General features: G+C 51.1%; 16 protein-coding genes. 6 read left to right on the forward strand and 10 right to left on the reverse strand.

Annotation, left to right across the window (positions count from 1 at the left end; genetic code table 11):
- Window positions 1-135 precede the first annotated feature (135 nt).
- The 7 genes from gpmI to rplI all read right to left on the reverse strand — a co-directional run bounded on the left by gpmI (window position 136) and on the right by rplI (window position 9317).
- Window positions 136-1734, reverse strand: a complete 1599-nt coding sequence (gene gpmI / locus O77CONTIG1_RS08515) for a 2,3-bisphosphoglycerate-independent phosphoglycerate mutase (protein ID WP_068509758.1) — start codon at window positions 1732-1734, stop codon at window positions 136-138.
- A gap of 761 nt (window positions 1735-2495) precedes the next feature.
- Window positions 2496-4208 (reverse strand): ABC-F family ATP-binding cassette domain-containing protein, encoded by a 1713-nt coding sequence (locus tag O77CONTIG1_RS08520; RefSeq protein WP_068509759.1) that lies wholly within the window; start codon window positions 4206-4208, stop codon window positions 2496-2498.
- Window positions 4209-4419: 211 nt separating this feature from the next.
- On the reverse strand, window positions 4420-5022 hold the full coding sequence (locus tag O77CONTIG1_RS08525) for a Uma2 family endonuclease (protein ID WP_068509761.1): 603 nt from the start codon (window positions 5020-5022) through the stop codon (window positions 4420-4422).
- A gap of 182 nt (window positions 5023-5204) precedes the next feature.
- Window positions 5205-5699: a hypothetical protein gene (locus O77CONTIG1_RS08530; RefSeq protein ID WP_068509763.1), complete on the reverse strand. Its 495-nt coding sequence runs from the start codon at window positions 5697-5699 to the stop codon at window positions 5205-5207.
- Between the two features lie 139 nt (window positions 5700-5838).
- Complete coding sequence (locus O77CONTIG1_RS08535; protein ID WP_172799756.1) at window positions 5839-8292, reverse strand: replicative DNA helicase; 2454 nt, start codon at window positions 8290-8292, stop codon at window positions 5839-5841.
- Window positions 8274-8459, reverse strand: coding sequence for a DnaB-like helicase N-terminal domain-containing protein (locus O77CONTIG1_RS26750; RefSeq protein ID WP_172799757.1), 186 nt, complete (start codon window positions 8457-8459; stop codon window positions 8274-8276). Before O77CONTIG1_RS26750 ends, O77CONTIG1_RS08535 begins: the two co-directional genes overlap by 19 nt.
- Before the next feature lie 387 nt (window positions 8460-8846).
- Window positions 8847-9317, reverse strand: coding sequence for a 50S ribosomal protein L9 (gene rplI / locus O77CONTIG1_RS08540; RefSeq protein ID WP_068509765.1), 471 nt, complete (start codon window positions 9315-9317; stop codon window positions 8847-8849).
- Between the two features lie 286 nt (window positions 9318-9603).
- On the opposite strand from rplI, the gene glyQ reads away from it, so the two are divergent.
- The 3 genes from glyQ (at window position 9604) to O77CONTIG1_RS23405 (ending at window position 12750) form a co-directional block, all read left to right on the forward strand.
- Window positions 9604-10488: a glycine--tRNA ligase subunit alpha gene (gene glyQ / locus O77CONTIG1_RS08545; RefSeq protein WP_068509767.1), complete on the forward strand. Its 885-nt coding sequence runs from the start codon at window positions 9604-9606 to the stop codon at window positions 10486-10488.
- Window positions 10489-10880: 392 nt separating this feature from the next.
- Window positions 10881-11180 (forward strand): hypothetical protein, encoded by a 300-nt coding sequence (locus O77CONTIG1_RS08550; RefSeq protein WP_225894722.1) that lies wholly within the window; start codon window positions 10881-10883, stop codon window positions 11178-11180.
- Between the two features lie 481 nt (window positions 11181-11661).
- Window positions 11662-12750 carry a DNA methyltransferase gene (locus O77CONTIG1_RS23405; protein ID WP_084782380.1) on the forward strand — a complete coding sequence of 363 codons (1089 nt, stop codon included), beginning with the start codon at window positions 11662-11664 and terminating at the stop codon, window positions 12748-12750.
- Here O77CONTIG1_RS23405 and O77CONTIG1_RS08555 read toward each other — a convergent pair.
- Together O77CONTIG1_RS08555 and O77CONTIG1_RS23410 are read right to left on the reverse strand one after the other, a co-directional pair.
- Complete coding sequence (locus tag O77CONTIG1_RS08555) at window positions 12716-13633, reverse strand: hypothetical protein (protein ID WP_068509769.1); 918 nt, start codon at window positions 13631-13633, stop codon at window positions 12716-12718. The genes O77CONTIG1_RS23405 and O77CONTIG1_RS08555 overlap by 35 nt on opposite strands.
- On the reverse strand, window positions 13630-13893 hold the full coding sequence (locus tag O77CONTIG1_RS23410; protein WP_084782382.1) for a helix-turn-helix domain-containing protein: 264 nt from the start codon (window positions 13891-13893) through the stop codon (window positions 13630-13632). Before O77CONTIG1_RS23410 ends, O77CONTIG1_RS08555 begins: the two co-directional genes overlap by 4 nt.
- Before the next feature lie 179 nt (window positions 13894-14072).
- Between O77CONTIG1_RS23410 and O77CONTIG1_RS08560 the strand changes: the two genes are divergently transcribed.
- The 3 genes from O77CONTIG1_RS08560 to O77CONTIG1_RS08570 all read left to right on the forward strand — a co-directional run bounded on the left by O77CONTIG1_RS08560 (window position 14073) and on the right by O77CONTIG1_RS08570 (window position 16985).
- Window positions 14073-14834, forward strand: coding sequence for an IS5 family transposase (locus O77CONTIG1_RS08560; protein ID WP_068509771.1), 762 nt, complete (start codon window positions 14073-14075; stop codon window positions 14832-14834).
- Between the two features lie 99 nt (window positions 14835-14933).
- Window positions 14934-16043 (forward strand): hypothetical protein, encoded by a 1110-nt coding sequence (locus O77CONTIG1_RS08565; protein WP_197673352.1) that lies wholly within the window; start codon window positions 14934-14936, stop codon window positions 16041-16043.
- Window positions 16044-16079: 36 nt separating this feature from the next.
- A complete protein-coding gene (locus O77CONTIG1_RS08570) occupies window positions 16080-16985 on the forward strand; it encodes an S-4TM family putative pore-forming effector (RefSeq protein WP_068509773.1) in 906 nt (301 codons plus the stop codon).
- Window positions 16986-17172: 187 nt separating this feature from the next.
- Here O77CONTIG1_RS08570 and O77CONTIG1_RS24320 read toward each other — a convergent pair whose 3' ends face one another.
- The gene (locus O77CONTIG1_RS24320) at window positions 17173-17376 is read right to left on the reverse strand and encodes a hypothetical protein (RefSeq protein WP_156435054.1); all 204 of its coding nucleotides are present in this window, start codon (window positions 17374-17376) and stop codon (window positions 17173-17175) included.
- Window positions 17377-17445 lie beyond the last annotated feature (69 nt).

The following is a 17445-nucleotide window of genomic DNA, read 5'->3' on the forward strand; positions in this document are numbered from 1 at the left end:
GGTGCAGGACGATTCCACACGTCACCCTTGAAAACAAGTCGTATTCTATTCTATCGAGAGTTTGGCGCGGTGAAAACCGTCTGCGGTTAGGGCGATCGCCCAAGCTGCACCCTTTCACACCTACCCCTACTTTCTCTACAGCGAAACCCGCACCGGAGTCCGATTCTGGCGCACGTCAAAGCCGACGGGTTCAATCAGCGACCGCCCCGTCATTTCCACAGGCTGGGGAATCCGCAAAATTTCCAGAATAGTTGGCGCAATGTCTGCCAGGATGCCGCCGTCGCGCAGGGCCACGTCGGTGCCGTGGCCAGGAATCTTCCGCTTTTCGCCCTCGACTAGGATGAAGGGCACGGGATTGGTCGTGTGGGCCGTCCAGGGCCGTCCATCCTCATCCAGCATGACTTCGGCGTTGCCGTGGTCGGCGGTAATTAGCGCAGTGCCGCCCGCTCTGCCAATGGCTTCGAGCAGTCGTCCGACACAGCGATCGACCGTCTCGACCGCCTGAACCGCAGCCTCCATTTTGCCCGTGTGCCCCACCATGTCAGGATTGGCGTAGTTGATGACGATCAGCGCGTAGATGCCTTGCTCAATGGCGGCGATCGCCCCATCGGTTACGGCTTCGGCCGACATCGTAGGCGCACTGTCGTAGGTGGGCACCTGGGGACTGGGCACCATCGCCCGGTCTTCGCCCTCAAAGGGTTCCTCAATGCCGCCGTTAAAGAAGTAGGTAACGTGGGCGTATTTCTCGGTTTCCGAGGTGCGGAACTGGCGCAACCCATTGCGAGAAATGACTTCACCCAAAATATTGCTGAAATCTTGCGGCAAGAAGGCAACCAGCACCGGGAAGGTGGGGTCGTATTGGGTGAAGGTGACAAACGTCAGGTTAGGAATTTGCGTCCGCTCGAACCCGCTGAAGTTGGGATCTACAAAGACCTGAGTCAGTTGACGCGCCCGGTCGGGACGAAAGTTGTAGAAGATGACCCCATCGCCCTCGCTGACGGCCCCAGGTGCAATCCGCGTCGGTTTAACAAACTCATCCGTCACGTTTTCAGCGTAGAAGGCTTTCAGCACTTCTAGCGCTGTACGACCGTCGCCCTCGCCGTCCTGGGTCATTAGGTCATAGGCGGCCTGGGTGCGCTCCCAGCGGCGATCGCGATCCATGCTGTAATAGCGTCCGCTGAGGGTGACAATACGCCCTACCCCAATTTCGTCAATATAGCGCTGGATCGTTTCCAGGGCAGCGAGTCCATCCGTTGGTCGGGTGTCTCGCCCATCGGTGATGACATGAATGCACACCTCGGAAATGTTCTGCTCCTTGGCTAGCTCCAGCAATCCTGACAGATGGCTGATGTGGGAATGCACGCCGCCATCGGAACATAGCCCGACAAGATGCAGCTTGCCCCCGCTCTGACGCACGGCTTCACAGGCCTTGAGCAGGGCAGAGTTGCTCAGAATCGTGCCGTCTTCCACCGCGTCGCTGATACGGACGAGTTCCTGAGGGACAACGCGCCCTGCGCCAATATTCAAGTGCCCCACTTCGGAGTTGCCCATTTGTCCTTCGGGTAGCCCAACGCTTTTGCCGGAGGCTTGCAGCAGGGTATGGGGATAGGCCGCCCAGAGGCTATCCATTACGGGCGTTTGGGCAGTGGCGATCGCATTGCCGTCATCGCTGGGACAATAGCCCCACCCGTCTAGAATGACCAGAACTACTGGAGAGATTGGCGCTTGTGCCATGAGAATCGCCTGAATGACAACAGATTAGGAACGGAATTCAGTGCTTAAAACAATTAAACAATTGAGTATGTAAATAGTTACATGAGTGATGCAAATTTTCCAGCAATAATATCACCCAATTCTTAAAAATCACCTAACTCTATCAGGAAAAAGATTTTTATGGAGCTTATGTAAGGAATTGAGTAGTTTTCCTGAGTAATTTCACCCAGGTGAATTAAGGATGACTCTGCCGCGTCCCGCTACCAGTTCAGACAGGGTTCTCAATTCTCAGCGCACTCAGAAAATACTGCGATACCAAAGTTTTGAAAAGCTGACATGCTCTCTAGGTCTAGGGTATTAGCCCTTGTCCTGACTTAAGGACTGGTTAAGAAACCTGGTGTGAATCCTCACGTTTCTCCGCATGTATGGGGCATTACAAAACTAGCTAAACCGATAAAGCGACACTCTCGATCTCGGTTTTATCCTGGAGATTCTCAGGATCAAGCTGACTTGGATTTCCTGCCACAAAACCGTTGAGCTTCAAGCACAAGAAACTGTTATTCAACCGATTAGCAATCATTAGCAATCATTAGCAATCATTAGCAATCACTGACAATCAACTGTAGCAATTAACGGTCAATTCGCTACGGATTGCGATCCCCAGTTTGTCCAGATTCTTGAATTGCGTCATGTTCATCTCTGATCCCTGTACTGATGCCCTCTATTTCATTTAGGCGGAACGCAACCTCACGACTCGCACCTTTACAGTGGCGATCGCCCTTTCAAGACGATTCTTTTTTGGCTTTCATTTTCTGTTTCTGCTTGTCGCGCTTGGCGGCGGCTTTGGCAGCTTTTTCGGCGGCGATCGCCTCCAGTTTGGCGCGTTCTCGCTCCTCCGCCACCTTTTCCAGGTAATAGTGATAATCGCCGCGATAGAGCCGCAGTTCTCCGTCGCGCACCTCGACAATTTTGGTCGCCACCTGGGAAATGAAATAACGGTCGTGCGACACCACAATCAGCGTGCCGTCGTAGTTTTGAATGGCTTCCTCCAGCATTTCCTTGGCGGGGATGTCGAGGTGGTTGGTCGGCTCATCCAAAATCATCAAATTCACCGGACGCAGCAGCATTTTTGCCAGCGCCAGCCGCGCTTTTTCGCCACCGCTGAGGGCTTCCACCTTCTTAAACACCATGTCCTTGCTAAACAGGAATCGCCCCAGCAACGTCCGCACTTCTTCGTTTGTCCAGTCGGGCACTTCGTCGTGAATCGTTTGCATCACGGTCTTGCTGAGATCCAGCGCCTCAGCCTGGTTTTGCTCAAAATAGCCGGGGATCACGTTGTGGTCGCCGAGGGACACTTTGCCATCGGTGGGCTGCTCCATGCCCATGATCAGCCGCAGCAACGTGGACTTGCCGCAGCCGTTGGGCCCCAGAAACGCAATGCGATCGCCCCGCTCGATCAGCAGGTTTGCGCCCAAAAACAAAATTTTGTCTTCGTAGGTGTGGGTCAAGTCCTGGATCATCACCACTTCGCGGCCACTGCGGGGGGCGTCGGGAAATCGAAACTGGAGCGTCCGCACGCTGCCCGTCGGCGCTTCGATCCGCTCGATTTTTTCAAGCTGCTTTTCGCGGCTTTTGGCCTGGGTGCTGCGGGTGGCGCTGGCGCGAAACCGATCGACAAAGGCCTGCTGCTTCTCCAGTTCCTTTTGCTGTCGCTCGTAGGCAGAGAGTTGCGCCATCTGGGCTTCTTCTTTTTGCTGGAGATAGGCAGTGTAGTTGCCCAGGTAGGTGGTGGACACGCCGCGCTCGGTTTCTACAATCTGCGTGCAGAGGCGATCGAGAAACTCCCGGTCGTGGGAGACGATCACCATCGGCGTGGTCAGCCCTTTGAGATAGGTTTCCAGCCACTCGATGGTTTCCAGGTCGAGGTGGTTGGTCGGCTCGTCCAGCAGCAGCAAATCGGGCGATTGCAGCAGGATTTTGCCGAGGCTCATCCGCATTTGCCAGCCGCCGCTGAAGGCGCTGACGGGGCGATCGCCATCTTCGGCAGTAAAGCCCATTTCCGGCAGGATTTTTTCAATCTTGGCTTCTAGCCCGTAGCCGTCCATCGCTTCAAACTTGCGCTGGAGCCGATCAAGCTGGTGGATCAGGTCGTCCAGTTCCTCTGGCGAGGCGGTCTGCATCTGGTGCTGCACGTCTGCCAGCCGTTCATGAATCTGATTCACTTCGGCAAAGGCCCGCCAAAACTCGTCGCGCACCGTGCGGTTCGGATCGACCTCAAATTCCTGGGTCAGGTAGGCAATGTGCAGACTGGCGGGGCGAATGATTTCCCCAGTCGTTGGCTCCATTTCGCCTGCGATGATCTTGAGCTGGGTGGATTTGCCCGCGCCGTTGACCCCTACCAACCCGACGCGATCGCCCGGTTTCACTTCCCAGTTGATATCCTTCAGGACTTCGCCCGTAGGATAGATTTTGCTGATGTGTTCCAAACGCAGCATGGGTGACCTTGTGATAGGAGCGCGGTGATAGGAGCGCGATGAACCTGGCCAACACTCATCCGTTACAGTCGGTCATGAATTCGTGTAAAGCTCTCCATAATCTTAAGCATTTTTTAAGCATTATGGTTCGCTCTGCCCAGAAGGTTGGAGCAGCGACCAGAGAGTCGTCCTGAGAAAGATGCGAGAAAGATGCAGCCGTAGCGTTTGCCCGTCACCAAATCTTTTCGAGACGCAGCACAAACCCCGGCAGCACAGGGTCACCCCTGAGCGTTTCTGGATTTTCCAAGACCTGTACCGGGCGATCGCGCTGATACACATACACCGTGCGACCAGGGCGATCGATCAGCCAGCCCAGGCTTGCGCCGTTGTCGAGATACTCCTGCATCTTGTCTTGCAGCAGGTTGAGGCGATCGCTCGCAGACCGCAACTCCACCACAAAATCAGGGCAAATCGGGGCAAAGGAGGCCTGTTGTTCGCCCCTCAGCGCGTTCCAGCGATCTAGCCGAATCCACGCCGCATCGGGCGATCGAATAGCTCCATTGGGCAGCGTAAACCCCGTACTGGAATCAAAGCATTCTCCCAATTCTGTCTCGTCATTCCAGTTGCAAAGCTGCTGGCTGATTTTGGCGTTTCGGTTTCCACTATCAGAAAACGTGGGGGGCATAATCATTACGACTCCGGTGGCGCTGCGCTCGATTCGCAGGTCGGGGTTGGCACGGCATAGCTCATGAAACTGCTCCAGACCTAGCGACATCTGAGCAGGCAACTCCACGGTCAGCGGTGTCAGTTCAGCGTGAATGCGGAGCGTCGTCATAGGGTACTCATGGGGTACTCATGGAGTTCTCTGGGTTTCGGCGGAAAGCGGACGGTTGAGGCCATTGTAGTGCGACTGTAGTGCAACAGCAGAGCCAGGGTCAGAACCCCAAATCCATCCCAACTTCTCCAGTTAGAATCCCCAATCCAAAATCCAAAATCCCCCCAAGCCATCACCCAGAGTTATCGTTGGTCAATACTAGAGATGAGAGGTCTGGACGGCTGGGCGTTGCTCGCTTCTAAGCTAGCTTCCCCAACCAGGGTTTTCAGTTCCACCAGCAATTGCTCCTCTTCGCGGTGCAGTTCCGTCAGCCGGGTGAGAATCTGGTCAAGCCGCTGGGTAGAGTTGTCTGAGTCGGCGTTGCTGGAGGGTCGGGTCGAAGAAGAGTGTGACAGCCTCTTTGCAAGCTGGAATCCGCCGCCAAAAATAGACGCAAATAGCCACAGCGGCATCTGAAACAGCCGCAGCCAGAGGTTTTCTGTGAGTCGCCCGATCGCGCCGAAGAGACCCACCAGCAGGGCGATCGCCCCGATGACCAGTCCCAGGGTCCACAGGGGATGTGTTACCAGCCATTGCGCGATTGGGTGTGCGACTAGCCAGGTTTGCAGTGGGGTGCTGAGGGATTTCAAAAGGCGATCGCCCAGTCCATCCAGCAGGGATTGTCCAAACGGGTTCATGAGAAATTAGGGGGAGAGATCCAGACAGCGCAGGCGGCAAACGGCATCGCAAAAGACACCTGCATAACGTGCATAATCAGAGTCTTCACGATAACCGCAAATTTCTAACCCCTGACCCCGCTGCCCAAAATCCCCAAGCCTAACCCCGCCCCGGCGCGGCCAGGTTGCGGAAGCGGGTAAACTGTGGCTCAAACAGCAGCTTCACTGTGCCCACCGGGCCGTTGCGATGCTTGGTGATGATAATTTCAGAAATGCCGCGATCGGGTGTGTCGGGGTTATAGTATTCGTCGCGATACAGCATGATAATCAGGTCAGCATCCTGCTCAATCGCGCCAGAGTTATGAGAAACCAGTCCATCGGCCATCCAAGAAGCTGGACCAGGAACCGTCAGATCGTAAACCATCTCCTCGCCTGCTGGCTCAATAGAGGCTATCTCATCCCAAAATAAATCGGATGTTGCAATGTCCTCCAAGGCTGTGTTGTTCAGAACATGAGCATAGCTGAGAACGACGTCGCGAGTGGGAGAAAACTTGAAGTGTGCTGAGCCAGCATAGGATGTTCCTCTCAGGGATGCCATCTGGCGTTGAGAAATGCCCTGATCTTTCATGTCTTGCTTAATCTGTTCAAAAACCTGTGCTGGCAGCGTATCTCTGTTGGGATTCGCTTTGCCTCGATGCGCCAGTTCTCGCATCACCACGGCCGCAGGTTCGACCCTAGGCCCAAACGCGCCTACAGTTTCTAGAAACTTGAGTTGTTGAGTTTTACCGTAAATCTGAACGTTATAGCAGTTGGATTTTGTCCAACGGATTTGGCTAAAAATTCCTAGCCGCAGCAGAAGAGCCGCTACGTCTCGGGCCAACCCTTCGCTTACCGTTGCAAAGAAAATGGTGGCCTTGTACTTACGTCCATCAGGACTTAAAGAACTGCTGATGCAGCCATCAGTTGCCCAGAGATGGCGCAAAAACAGCGCAATTTGCTCATCAGGAAGTTGAAAAATCGCCTGAGGAATCCGCTTGCTTGCTGAGCGCTGCCCAAAAATTCCTAAGGCTTTTAGCCACTGCCCCACCCCCTCTGGATGCCAGCGATTGCCATTGCCTGAAATGACAAGCTGATGCCAATTTCCCCGCCCTGGATGGCGATTGACCTGACAGCCAAACGATTCAGCGGCAGCTTTTACAATTGCTGAGTTTTCTTCTGAGCCTGTTGTGTAGCGCAAGGGCTGATGGGAAACGTAGCTACCGTCTCCAAGCAAATGGGCCAGTAAGGCCACCTGGAGATCTGTCCAGGCGATCGCCGCTTGAGTCAGACGAGGCATATGGTTTGCAAGTGCGAGGCGATCGCCCACCCGCAAATCCTGAAGCGGTTGCCAGCCATCAAATGTGTAAAGCCTGTGCTTACCAGTTGCTCTAATCGTTCTACCCGTTGCAGTCGTCAGTTTGAAGACGGGCTTAACCCCAACTTCCCAGACTAAATCTGCCTTAGCAGCCACTAGGCGACCCTGGTCACCGAGACTAATCACCTCTGGGGTTTGACCGACCAACTCCCGGATCGGGATGCGGCGACCATCCGCCAGCCACACCAGCGTTTCGCCCGTTACGCATTCCCGCAAGTCGCTCATCATCGGGCGCTTGTTGGTGCGCGATTCCACTCCCCGACTCAACTGCGACAGCGCGATCACGGGCACGCTCAATTCCCGCGCCAGACCCTTCAGCGCCCGCGTCACGCGGGAGAGTTCCTGCACGCGGTTTTCGCTGCCACTGCCCTCCATTAGTTGCAGATAGTCAATCAGCACCAGCCCCAGCGCCCCGCCCTGCTCTGCCTGGAGCCGCCGCACCTTCGAGCGCATCTCGGTGACAGAAATATCGGGCGTGTCGTCGATGAAGATCGGCATCTGGGACAGGGCGCTAATCGCGTAGCCCAGCGGCTCCCACTCATCCTGGCTGACCCGCCCCGCCCGCAGCCGTCCGCTCTCGATCTGGGCTTCGCTTGACAGCAGACGATAAACCAACTGCTCCTTCGACATTTCCAGGCTAAAAATGGCAACGGGCAGCTTGTGAAAGGCGGCAATGTTGCGGGCGATATTGAGGCAAAAGCTGGTTTTGCCCATTGCGGGTCGCCCCGCAGCGATGATCAAATCTGACCGCTGAAAGCCCTGGGTCATCGCATCCAGGTCATAGAAGCCGCAGGAAATCCCCGGCAGCACCAGCCCCAGAGAGCGGCTTTCGATGTCGGAAAAGGTGGACGTGAGGATATCGGAGGTGGCGGTGAGGCTCTGGTTGGGGCGGGATTGCGTAATGTTGAAAATCTTTTGCTCAGCCTGGTCTAGCACCTGCTCCAGAGGGGTGCTGGTTTCGTAGCCCAGATAGGCGACCTCGTTGCCAGCCTGAATCATCCGGCGGCGCAGGTATTTGTCCATTACAAGGTGGGCGTATTGGTCGATGTTGACGGCGCTGACCGTGCGATCGACCAGTTGGGCAATACGGCTCTGCCCGCCGATTTTGTCGAGCTTGTTGTGGTCGTGGAGGTAGCTGGTGACGCTCATCAGGTCGGTGGGTCGCCCCTCGCTCTGGAGCGCTAGGGCGGCGCGATAGATTTCCTGGGTGGGCGGAGATGTAGAAGGCTTTCGGGGCGCAGCAACTCGGCGACGCGACCCAGCGCCTCCGGGTCGAGCAAGATGCCGCCCAAAATGGCTTCCTCTGCGTCGATGTTTTGAGGCGGGAGGCGATCGCTGTAGGCTTGAAAGTTCAGTTCTTGAACCATAGGGCAGGCGAGGGAGGCAGGGCGACAAGCAGAGCAACGAGAGCAGGCTTAGAGACGTGCGGCTAGAGATGAGGCTTGAGAGACTGTCTGGAAGATAGTATCTGGAGTCTGCTATCTGGGAGCATCTGGAAGATACTACCGGTAGGAGGCGATCGCTATTGTACCCCTATAGGTAGAGTCGGCAAGGGGGCGATCGCAAAAAACAGGCTGGACTCAGGGCTGGATTTGGGGGCAATTTAGCAGGTTTCCTCAGGGACTCTCCGCCGATCTAGCCAATGCTTATGGCAACAACCTGGGCAGAGTATTTACAAAAGCACTTACAAAAAAGTACCCTGCAACTATTCTTGCAGAGTACTTGCGTACTATTCAATAGACTTCTCCAAATCTTTACGCCTCTGCGTCCGCAGGCACCACCTCAATGTCTACCGTTGCGGTCACTTCAGGATGCAGCTTGATATCTACCCGGTAAGTCCCCAGCTTGCGGACTTCGGGCACCGTAATGCCGCGCCGATCCACTTCTTGACCGATGGCTGCTTGCAGCACCTCTGCCACTTCTCGATCCGTCACCGAGCCGAAAATTGCGTCCTTTTCCCCAACCTGTTTGGCAATCGTCAGGCCAGAGAGCTTTTCCAGCTTGGCTTTGATTACGTCTGCCTCTTTCTTTAGCTCGATCAGGCGCTGACGCTCCAATTCGCGCCGCCGCTCAACCTGCTTTAGAATGCCGGGGGTCGTATGTACGGCCAAGCCTTGTGGCAGCAGGTAGTTGCGGGCATAGCCAGGAGCCACGTCCACCAGGTCGCCCGCCTTGCCCAGCTTGCTGACATCTTGATTAAGAACTAACTGAATCCGTTTCGCCATGAGCCTTCCCAAATAGTCCAGTCTGCTATTGTACCGAAATGTCAGGAAGAGTGTAAAGGAAGAGAGAAGAACGAAGAACGAAGAACGAAGAACGAAGAGGGAAAGGAGAAAAAAGAAGAGAAAAGAGCAACATCAGATCGTCCATCCTCCAACACCCCGTCACCCCGTCACCCCGTCACCCCATCACCCCGTCACCCCAACACTCCGTCACCCCATCACCCCATTACTCATCCACGCGCTCCTAGGTAGTAGGATCTGAATCGACCTCTCACCTGACGTTGAGCCTGTGAACTTTCAGTCTGTTATTGCAACGCTGCATCAGTTTTGGAGCGATCGCGGCTGTTTAATCGTGCAACCCTACGATACCGAAAAGGGCGCAGGCACTAAGAGTCCGCATACGTTTTTGAGGGCGATCGGGCCAGAGCCGTGGTCGGTTGCCTATGTAGAACCCTGCCGCCGACCCGGAGACGGGCGCTATGGCGAAAACCCCAACCGCGTGCAGCACTATTACCAGTATCAAGTGCTGATCAAGCCCTCGCCCAATAACATTCTGGATGTTTATCTCGAATCGCTGCGATCGCTCGGCATTCAGCCCGAAGACCACGACATCCGCTTTGTGGAAGACAACTGGGAAGACGCGGCTGTGGGCGCATGGGGGGTAGGCTGGGAAGTGTGGCTAGACGGCATGGAGGTGACGCAGTTTACCTATTTTCAGCAGTGCGGCGGCATCGACTGCCATCCCGTGTCGGTCGAGATTACCTACGGGCTGGAGCGGTTGACCATGTACCTCCAGGGCGTAAATTCAATTTTCGACATCCGCTGGAACGACACGCTGACCTACGGCGATGTGCATCTCCAGGGCGAAATCGAAAACTCCACTTACAACTTTGAAGCGTCCAATCCTGATCTTCTGTTCAGCCTGTTTACTCAGTTCGAGCAGGAGGCCACCCGGCTGATGGAAAAGGAACTGGTGCTGCCGGCTTTTGACTATGTGCTGAAATGCTCCCACACGTTTAACCTGCTAGAGGCGCGGGGCGTAATCTCAGTCACCGAACGGCAGCGCTACATCCTCAAAATTCGTGGGCTGGCGCGGCAGGTTGCCCAGCTTTATCTAAAACAACGGGAGGCACTGGGCTTTCCCCTTCTGAAGAAAGACCCCTGCCCCGTTTGATAGATAGAGCCGCGGCGCGTCTGTTGTGCAGGGGATAGAATTTTAGGCGGGAGATTTGGCGCTGGGAGATTTGGCACTGAAAGACTTCCGCCAAAGCGCTTCATATTCCGTAGCAATATTTTACTTGCGCTGGGCGATCGCCTCTACTACAATCTTCCATCAAGCTGTAATTTTTCCAACACGCAGCTTATTCCACTCCCCGAAAATTTGGCCGGTTCGTCGTTTACGGCATTGGTAGATGTTGACACCACCTACCAACGCCTGACCCCAGGACAGAGATAGCTGTCTCAGGGCTTTGCCTATTGTATGGCCGCCTTGAAACCTGCTTTGCGTCGTTTGGGCGGCCATCTTTTCGGGGTTTCCCTACCTCGTTTCCAAGGAGGAAACCCCAAATGCTAACAATTCAATACACCTGGTCGTCCCCACGCTCGGAGGCGACCCAGTTTTCGCTGCCCCCGCTCACCTGCGAACTGCCCCACCGTCGCCGCCTGCGCCACTACATCATCGGCCTGCCCGAAGACGCGCAACTGGCGATCGACCGGCTGCACCTGCTCCGCTACGCCGAACGCTTCGAGTGGACGCACGCCTTGGAATTTCCGCCCAACGGCATCGTCCTCAACGCCGAGCAACCCGGCGAAGTGCTGCGCTGCCTGCACCGTGAAGTCCGGAGCAACTCTGGCGCGAATGAGTAAGAACAGATAAGGGCGATTTTGGGTTTTGGATTTTGGCGGCCGAGTCTGTCAATCCAAAATCCAAACTCCCCAATCGAAAATTTCAAACAGGGCAACTGCGCCTAACGCTGCATCGCGCCTATTCATCAGCCCCACTTATCTGAAGCCTTTGTAAAGCCATCTGCCTAATTCCCAGAATCAGGGGTATTATACAGACAATCGTCTGCCTATCTACCCAGTTTGGGATCTTAGACAGATCTGAATCAGCCTATCTACCCAATTTGGGATCTTAGATAGACGGATTTCAGCCTAATTCCCCTCCTGGGGGTAGATAGGCAGACCGGATCAGTCTAATTACTAGTTATGCCGCGATCTCTTTTGTCGGCAAGTTAGGGAGTTCTCGGCTAACTTTCTAGGTAATGGGTTCGAGGAATAGCCAAATATCCTAAAATAGGATAAAGTATTAAGGGTCATCTGGTCTGTGAAACGATAAGAAAAATACATGGGTCTACCTGAGCCTTCGCATAGCCTGTCAAGTATAAAGAAGAATAAAGCGACAAGCACTGTTGGTCGCGGAAGGACTGTCCAACTCACGGAGAAACTTGCTTTTTCAGCTTGGAATAACAGCAATGTCAGTCTGATACTTGGTAATAGCATTGAACATTATGATTCCTGGGAGCAACCTACAGTAATAGTTTCAGATGGAGGCTACGGTATTTTAGGTTTTGAAGGAGATACGTCAGATCATCTTGATCTACCTGAATGGTATGAACCCCATGTAGAAGCTTGGTCTAAGTTTGCCTTGCCAAGTACAACTCTTTGGTTTTGGAACTCAGAAATTGGCTGGGCTGTGGTACATCCAATACTTGAGAAATTTGGTTGGCGATATGTTAATTGCAATATATGGAATAAAGGCAAAGGTCATATTGCGGGTAATGTCAACACAGAAAAAATAAGACGTTTCCCGGTTGTTACAGAGGTTTGTGTTCAATATGTTAGAGAAGTCAAAATTAATAATTTAACCCTTAAAGAATGGCTCCGAAAAGAATGGCTAAGATCAGGATTGCCTCTACGTCAAGCTAACTTAGCTTGTGGAGTCGCAGATGCAGCAACAAGAAAATATTTTGATCAGGGACATTTATGGTATTTTCCACCGCCCGAAATGTTTGAGAAATTGGTTTCCTATGCAAACGAACATGGAAAACCAGAGGGAAGACCCTATTTCTCTAATAATGGGAAGCACCCTTTAACAGGTGAAGAGTGGAAGAAGATGCGCTCTAAATTTAATTGCCCACATGGTTTTACAAACGTTTGGGATCGTTCTGCTTTACGTGATGATGAACGAATTAAGTCTGCTGATGGTAAAGCTGTTCACTTAAATCAGAAACCACTTGATCTGATGAAACTAATTATTGAAGCCTCAAGTGAGGAACAAGATGTTATTTGGGAGCCATTTGGTGGACTTTTCAGCGCATCTCTGGCTGCTAATATCCGGAATCGAAAAGCTTTCGCTTGTGAAATTGACGAAACTTATTTCTACTATGGAATCAAAAGGTTTAGTCAAGTAGTTCATCAATATTCCCTTCTTTGATTCCAAGATGTTCTCTCAAAGCAGATTTAATTAACTCCTCCTGACGACTTGCTAAAAGCCTATTCCACTGTCCAACTTCCATTCCAGAGAACTGTGTTCTGTAGACACGCTTCTTGAAATCTTCAATTCCTGGATGTACAATCCTGTCCATTTTCGCAAAATTGGTGTCTAATCTGTATTTGAAGCGAGTGATCAGTTCCCGCAAAAGTATTTGATACTCTTGCGTGGGCATATAAATCCTTCCACCATCGCCCCAAGAATTAACTATTTCTTCAGCTTCAAGCAATTCCTCACTCGTTCCTTGAAATTTGTATCCGTTAGTATTTGTTTGCTGTAAATTCACTGTCCTTTCGGTTGTGTCTTCAGGTTCTAAAACAAGGTAATCGGGAGGATTATGATAATGGTCATCTCTTGCTTTAGCCACTGAAAAACCAGAGACAACGCATACGTCCAGAATCTTCGGTTTTCCATAAATCACTGCTTCAGGTAACCAAGCTATTAGAGCAACGTATGTTTGATCAAACCGGAAATGATTCTGACTATCTTTGAAACGGGCTGTTATTTCTGTGGCTAATGGAAACCATGCTTTGATCTCTAATCCTGGAGTAGGATGTATGCTGCCAATGAAGACAGTATCGGGAAATCCTGGGTCTTGCCTTTTCCATTCACCAAACTGTGCGAATACTTCCTGGTTATTTAAAAACTCAACAGTGTTAAATTCAATCAGGTTTCCCAATAATGGTGATAGTTTTGAAATTACTTTGGCTAAATTAACTGCTGAATCAACTGATATTGGCTTAGAAATATCTAGCAGGTCAAATGTATGTCCAGACAAATTATCTAAATATTGTGCTGCAAGGCTAATCACGTCTTGTGTATTCATCCCTGTTCCTCGAAAGATGTAGATCTACAAGCTTGCTCAACTTGTCTTAGAATTTCACAAGGATCTACGCCAATCGCACGGCTGACTAGGAGGAATTCAATGACATCTAATCTTCTTTCGCCATTTTCGTATTTTGCAACGAAGGATTGAGGCTTTTTGATCGCTTTAGCAAGGGTTGCTTGAGTTAAATTCGCACCCCTTCGAGCAGCGATCATGCATTGACGAAAGACATCGTACTCTGGGCTAGAAATAGATTTCATCGTGCCTTACTGAGCACAATAATTACCAGAGACAGGATAAACCCATTTTCGGATAATCCCAAAATGGGATTTTTGGATATCGGTAGCTATTTGATCTGCATAATGAGAACGTTTTTCCGCTAGGGAGTGTCATCAATTAGATAAGCTGTAATCAGCAGTGATTCAGCTATCTGACGATTATGACAACCCGACGCTACGCCCTGCGCGATGACCAATGGGAACGGCTCCAAGATTTGCTCCCTGGACGAGCGGGGGCGGTGGGAGTCACAGCAAAGGATAATCGTCTGTTTGTCGAGGCAGTGCTATATCGATATCGAGCCGGCATTCCCTGGCGAGACTTGCCAGAGCGGTTTGGTCATTTTCGCAAGGTTCACACCCGCTTTCGGCGCTGGGCAAAGACGGGCGTATGGCAACGGGTGTTTCAGGTGCTGTCTGAAGATGCAGACAACGAATACGCCATGATCGACACCACGATTGTGCGTGCTCATAGCATAGTGCTGGGGCAAAGGGGGGGATCCAATGCCCAAGCCATTGGTCGTAGTAAAGGGGGATTGAGCACCAAGATTCATGCGACTGTCGATGCACTGGGCAATCCGACAGGCTTTCACCTCACACCCGGGCAGACCTGTGACCTTGATGGGGCTGATGTGCTGCTAGAGAACATTCAAGCTGATACAGTCCTGGCTGACAAAGGATATGACGCAGACCAACGGGTGATTGAGCGACTCCAACAACAGGGCAAGGCTGCTGTGATTCCGCCCAAGCGAAACCGCAAGACACCGCGTGAATACGACAAGGAGCTATACAAAGCGCGGCACTTAATTGAGAACTTCTTTGCCAAACTCAAGCAGTACCGAGCGATTGCGACACGCTATGACAAGTTAGCCGAAACGTTTCTGGGTGCAATTTACATGGCGGCTGCCCTGACTTGGCTTAATTGATCACACGCCCTAGTCTTCGGTAGGGATGCAAGCTGAAAATCGTCTGTGAGACAACAGGCAAAAGGTACGGCGATCCCTACTTCCAAGTAGTACAAGTGAATGAATTCAGGAGCTAAGATCTCAAAAAACCCTGCATTTAGTGTTAAAGTCTGTGAGCAAAACGCTAAATCTGTAATAGCCTTTGAGTTCCAATACACCTGGAGAAATATGGTTAAAACCGTTAACGAAGCCTTCAGCGTTTTCTTGAGAGACTATGTAAACCTCGATCCAGATGAAACTCAGCGAGCTAGAAGCAGTCGTGATTGGCTTTTATCCCAAATTCATCTATTTCCCGATAAAGACGCAAACTTCCCGAGGCTTTACTCAGAAAAAGACATATTCTTTGGTTCTTTTGCCAGACGTACCAAAAAAAGACCGCTTGATGACATTGACATGATGATTGCCCTGAGTGCCGAAAGCGGGGTTTATCACGAATTCGCGGATAGAATCGAGATTTACGTTTCTGAGTCTGCTTATAAACTGAAAGCCCTCTGCTTTGACAACACAACTACCCTCAGTTCTCGAAAAGTCATCAACAAGTTCGTTAGCCTGCTCAAGCAAGTTCCACAGTATGAAAAAGCCGACATCAAGCGCAATATGGAAGCTGCAACTCTTAACTTAAAGAGCTATCCCTGGACATTTGATCTTGTGCCTTGCTTTTTCACGCAAAAGGACTGGCTTAATAGAGATTACTACCTGATTCCTGATGGTCAGGGACATTGGAAAAAGACCGATCCAAGAATTGATCGAAAGCGAGTCAATGATATTAACCAGCTTCACGATGGCAATGTGCTGAATGTCATCAGATTAATGAAATATTGGAATAGAAGACCAACCATGCCGTCAATGTCCTCATACCTGATTGAGAACATGATTCTAGACTTCTATTCCACACAGCACATGAAAGCATCTGGATATGTAGATTTAGAAGTTCCCAAAGTATTGCAATATATCCAGGCTTCGATCTTCTATCAAGTCAATGATCCGAAAGGAATTCAAGGCAACATCAATCAACTGAGCCGTGAAGAACAAGATAAAATCTCCAAGAGCGCATATTCGGATTATTTGAAATCCTTGGAAGCCAGAGCTTTAGAAGAGAAAGGTGAACACAAGTTGTCTATTGCAAAGTGGAGCGAGGTCTTTGGATTGAATTTTCCAATCTATGCTTGAGAAACTATCTCAAATTTAAGAACGAGATGAGTATCCATGAATAACATTCCCCAAGCGCAAAATACGCAACGGAGCTTAGACCTATTAGCCGCTCAGCGTCAACTGTATTCTGACGCGAAAGGCCTACAAATGGTCAGTGTGATCATGAGTGTCCCGGTAGTGATTGCATGGTCAATTCTAGTTGCTTTATTTCCTCCACTTGCAGTTTATGCTGCTTTATGGGGTATTGTTGCTACGCTCCTAGAACTTCTTTTCTTCTCACGGTTACAAAAATCTACTCAGGAGAAAGCCGCAAAGATTCAACAGATATTTGATTGCGAGGTTCTACAGTTCAATTGGGCAAGTCTAAACTGTGGAGTCCGTATTGAACCAGAGACAATCGTTGATGCTTCTAATAGATACAAGCGTAAAAAACGAAATCTTACAAAACTCCAAAATTGGTATCCAATTAGTGTTGGTCAATTGCCAATCCACCAAGCACGAATTATCTGCCAAAGATCAAATGTCTGGTGGGATGCCCAACTGCGTCGTCGTTATTCTAAATGGATAGTTTTCGTCTTATTTGTCCTAACAGTTATTGTTCTTCTGATTGGTTTAATTGGGGGATTAACTCTTGAAAAGTTTCTGTTAGCTGTTCTAGCCCCATTAACTCCAGCCTTTGTCTTTGGATTGCGCCAATATACTGAACATAATGAATCTGCTGTCAGATTGGATCGGTTGAGAGAAAACGCAGAAGCTCTTGTCCAGGAAATAATCAATGGAAGGTATACTCCGCAAGACCTTGAAAGAGAATCGTATAGTCTGCAAACGCAGATTTTTGATAACCGTCGGCGCAGTCCGCTAATTCTGGACTGGCTTTATTCACGATTGAGGAACGAAGATGAGGAAAAGATGAATAAAGGTGCTGAAGCTTTAGTTCAAGAATTGATTCAAAAGCCTTAGTCTAGGCGATCGCGGCGCGGCATAACAAATCGTTGCAGCGGCGGAATGAAGATGATCGGTGGTGATGCCTAAGTTATCTACCGCCGCTGAACTCAGTCGTTAGCCCTCAGCGCTCTGGTTCAGTTAGCTTACGGGTGAGTAGGCGATTCGCCCCCAATTGCGAAGGTGCAGTTCTTCAAGAACTCGGTCAACCCGAACACTCCCAACAGCTTTCGGGTAAGATGCCAACGTTGAGCGGTGATAGGCTTGGGTCAGCAGTTTGAGGTTCAAAGAGGTATCGGGGGGCGATCGCCCAGAGGTCCGGGTGCTGCCAGATGAGGGCGATCGCCGAGAGGTTTTGGTGTTGGGAGATGAAGGGCGATCGCCCCCTCATGCAGTTGACAGTATTCATCGACAAGTCGAATTGTGGATCGAGCCTCTCTCGAAGCAGATATAAAAGACTAATGCAGTTCTGCACTGT

Origin of the sequence: Leptolyngbya sp. O-77 (assembly GCF_001548395.1) — a bacterium.
Classification (GTDB): domain Bacteria; phylum Cyanobacteriota; class Cyanobacteriia; order Elainellales; family Elainellaceae; genus Thermoleptolyngbya.

Bases quoted from the DNA above. Each gene is read 5' to 3' on its own strand.
- gpmI (WP_068509758.1), bottom strand. From the start codon at position 1,734: ATGGCACAAGCGCCAATCTCTCCAGTAGTTCTGGTCATTCTAGACGGG.
- O77CONTIG1_RS08520 (WP_068509759.1), bottom strand. From the start codon at position 4,208: ATGCTGCGTTTGGAACACATCAGCAAAATCTATCCTACGGGCGAAGTC.
- O77CONTIG1_RS08525 (WP_068509761.1), bottom strand. From the start codon at position 5,022: ATGACGACGCTCCGCATTCACGCTGAACTGACACCGCTGACCGTGGAG.
- O77CONTIG1_RS08530 (WP_068509763.1), bottom strand. From the start codon at position 5,699: ATGAACCCGTTTGGACAATCCCTGCTGGATGGACTGGGCGATCGCCTT.
- O77CONTIG1_RS26750 (WP_172799757.1), bottom strand. From the start codon at position 8,459: ATGGTTCAAGAACTGAACTTTCAAGCCTACAGCGATCGCCTCCCGCCT.
- rplI (WP_068509765.1), bottom strand. From the start codon at position 9,317: ATGGCGAAACGGATTCAGTTAGTTCTTAATCAAGATGTCAGCAAGCTG.
- O77CONTIG1_RS08550 (WP_225894722.1), top strand. From the start codon at position 10,881: ATGCTAACAATTCAATACACCTGGTCGTCCCCACGCTCGGAGGCGACC.
- O77CONTIG1_RS23405 (WP_084782380.1), top strand. From the start codon at position 11,662: ATGGGTCTACCTGAGCCTTCGCATAGCCTGTCAAGTATAAAGAAGAAT.
- O77CONTIG1_RS08555 (WP_068509769.1), bottom strand. From the start codon at position 13,633: ATGAATACACAAGACGTGATTAGCCTTGCAGCACAATATTTAGATAAT.
- O77CONTIG1_RS23410 (WP_084782382.1), bottom strand. From the start codon at position 13,893: ATGAAATCTATTTCTAGCCCAGAGTACGATGTCTTTCGTCAATGCATG.
- O77CONTIG1_RS08560 (WP_068509771.1), top strand. From the start codon at position 14,073: ATGACAACCCGACGCTACGCCCTGCGCGATGACCAATGGGAACGGCTC.
- O77CONTIG1_RS08565 (WP_197673352.1), top strand. From the start codon at position 14,934: ATGAATTCAGGAGCTAAGATCTCAAAAAACCCTGCATTTAGTGTTAAA.
- O77CONTIG1_RS08570 (WP_068509773.1), top strand. From the start codon at position 16,080: ATGAATAACATTCCCCAAGCGCAAAATACGCAACGGAGCTTAGACCTA.
- O77CONTIG1_RS24320 (WP_156435054.1), bottom strand. From the start codon at position 17,376: ATGAATACTGTCAACTGCATGAGGGGGCGATCGCCCTTCATCTCCCAA.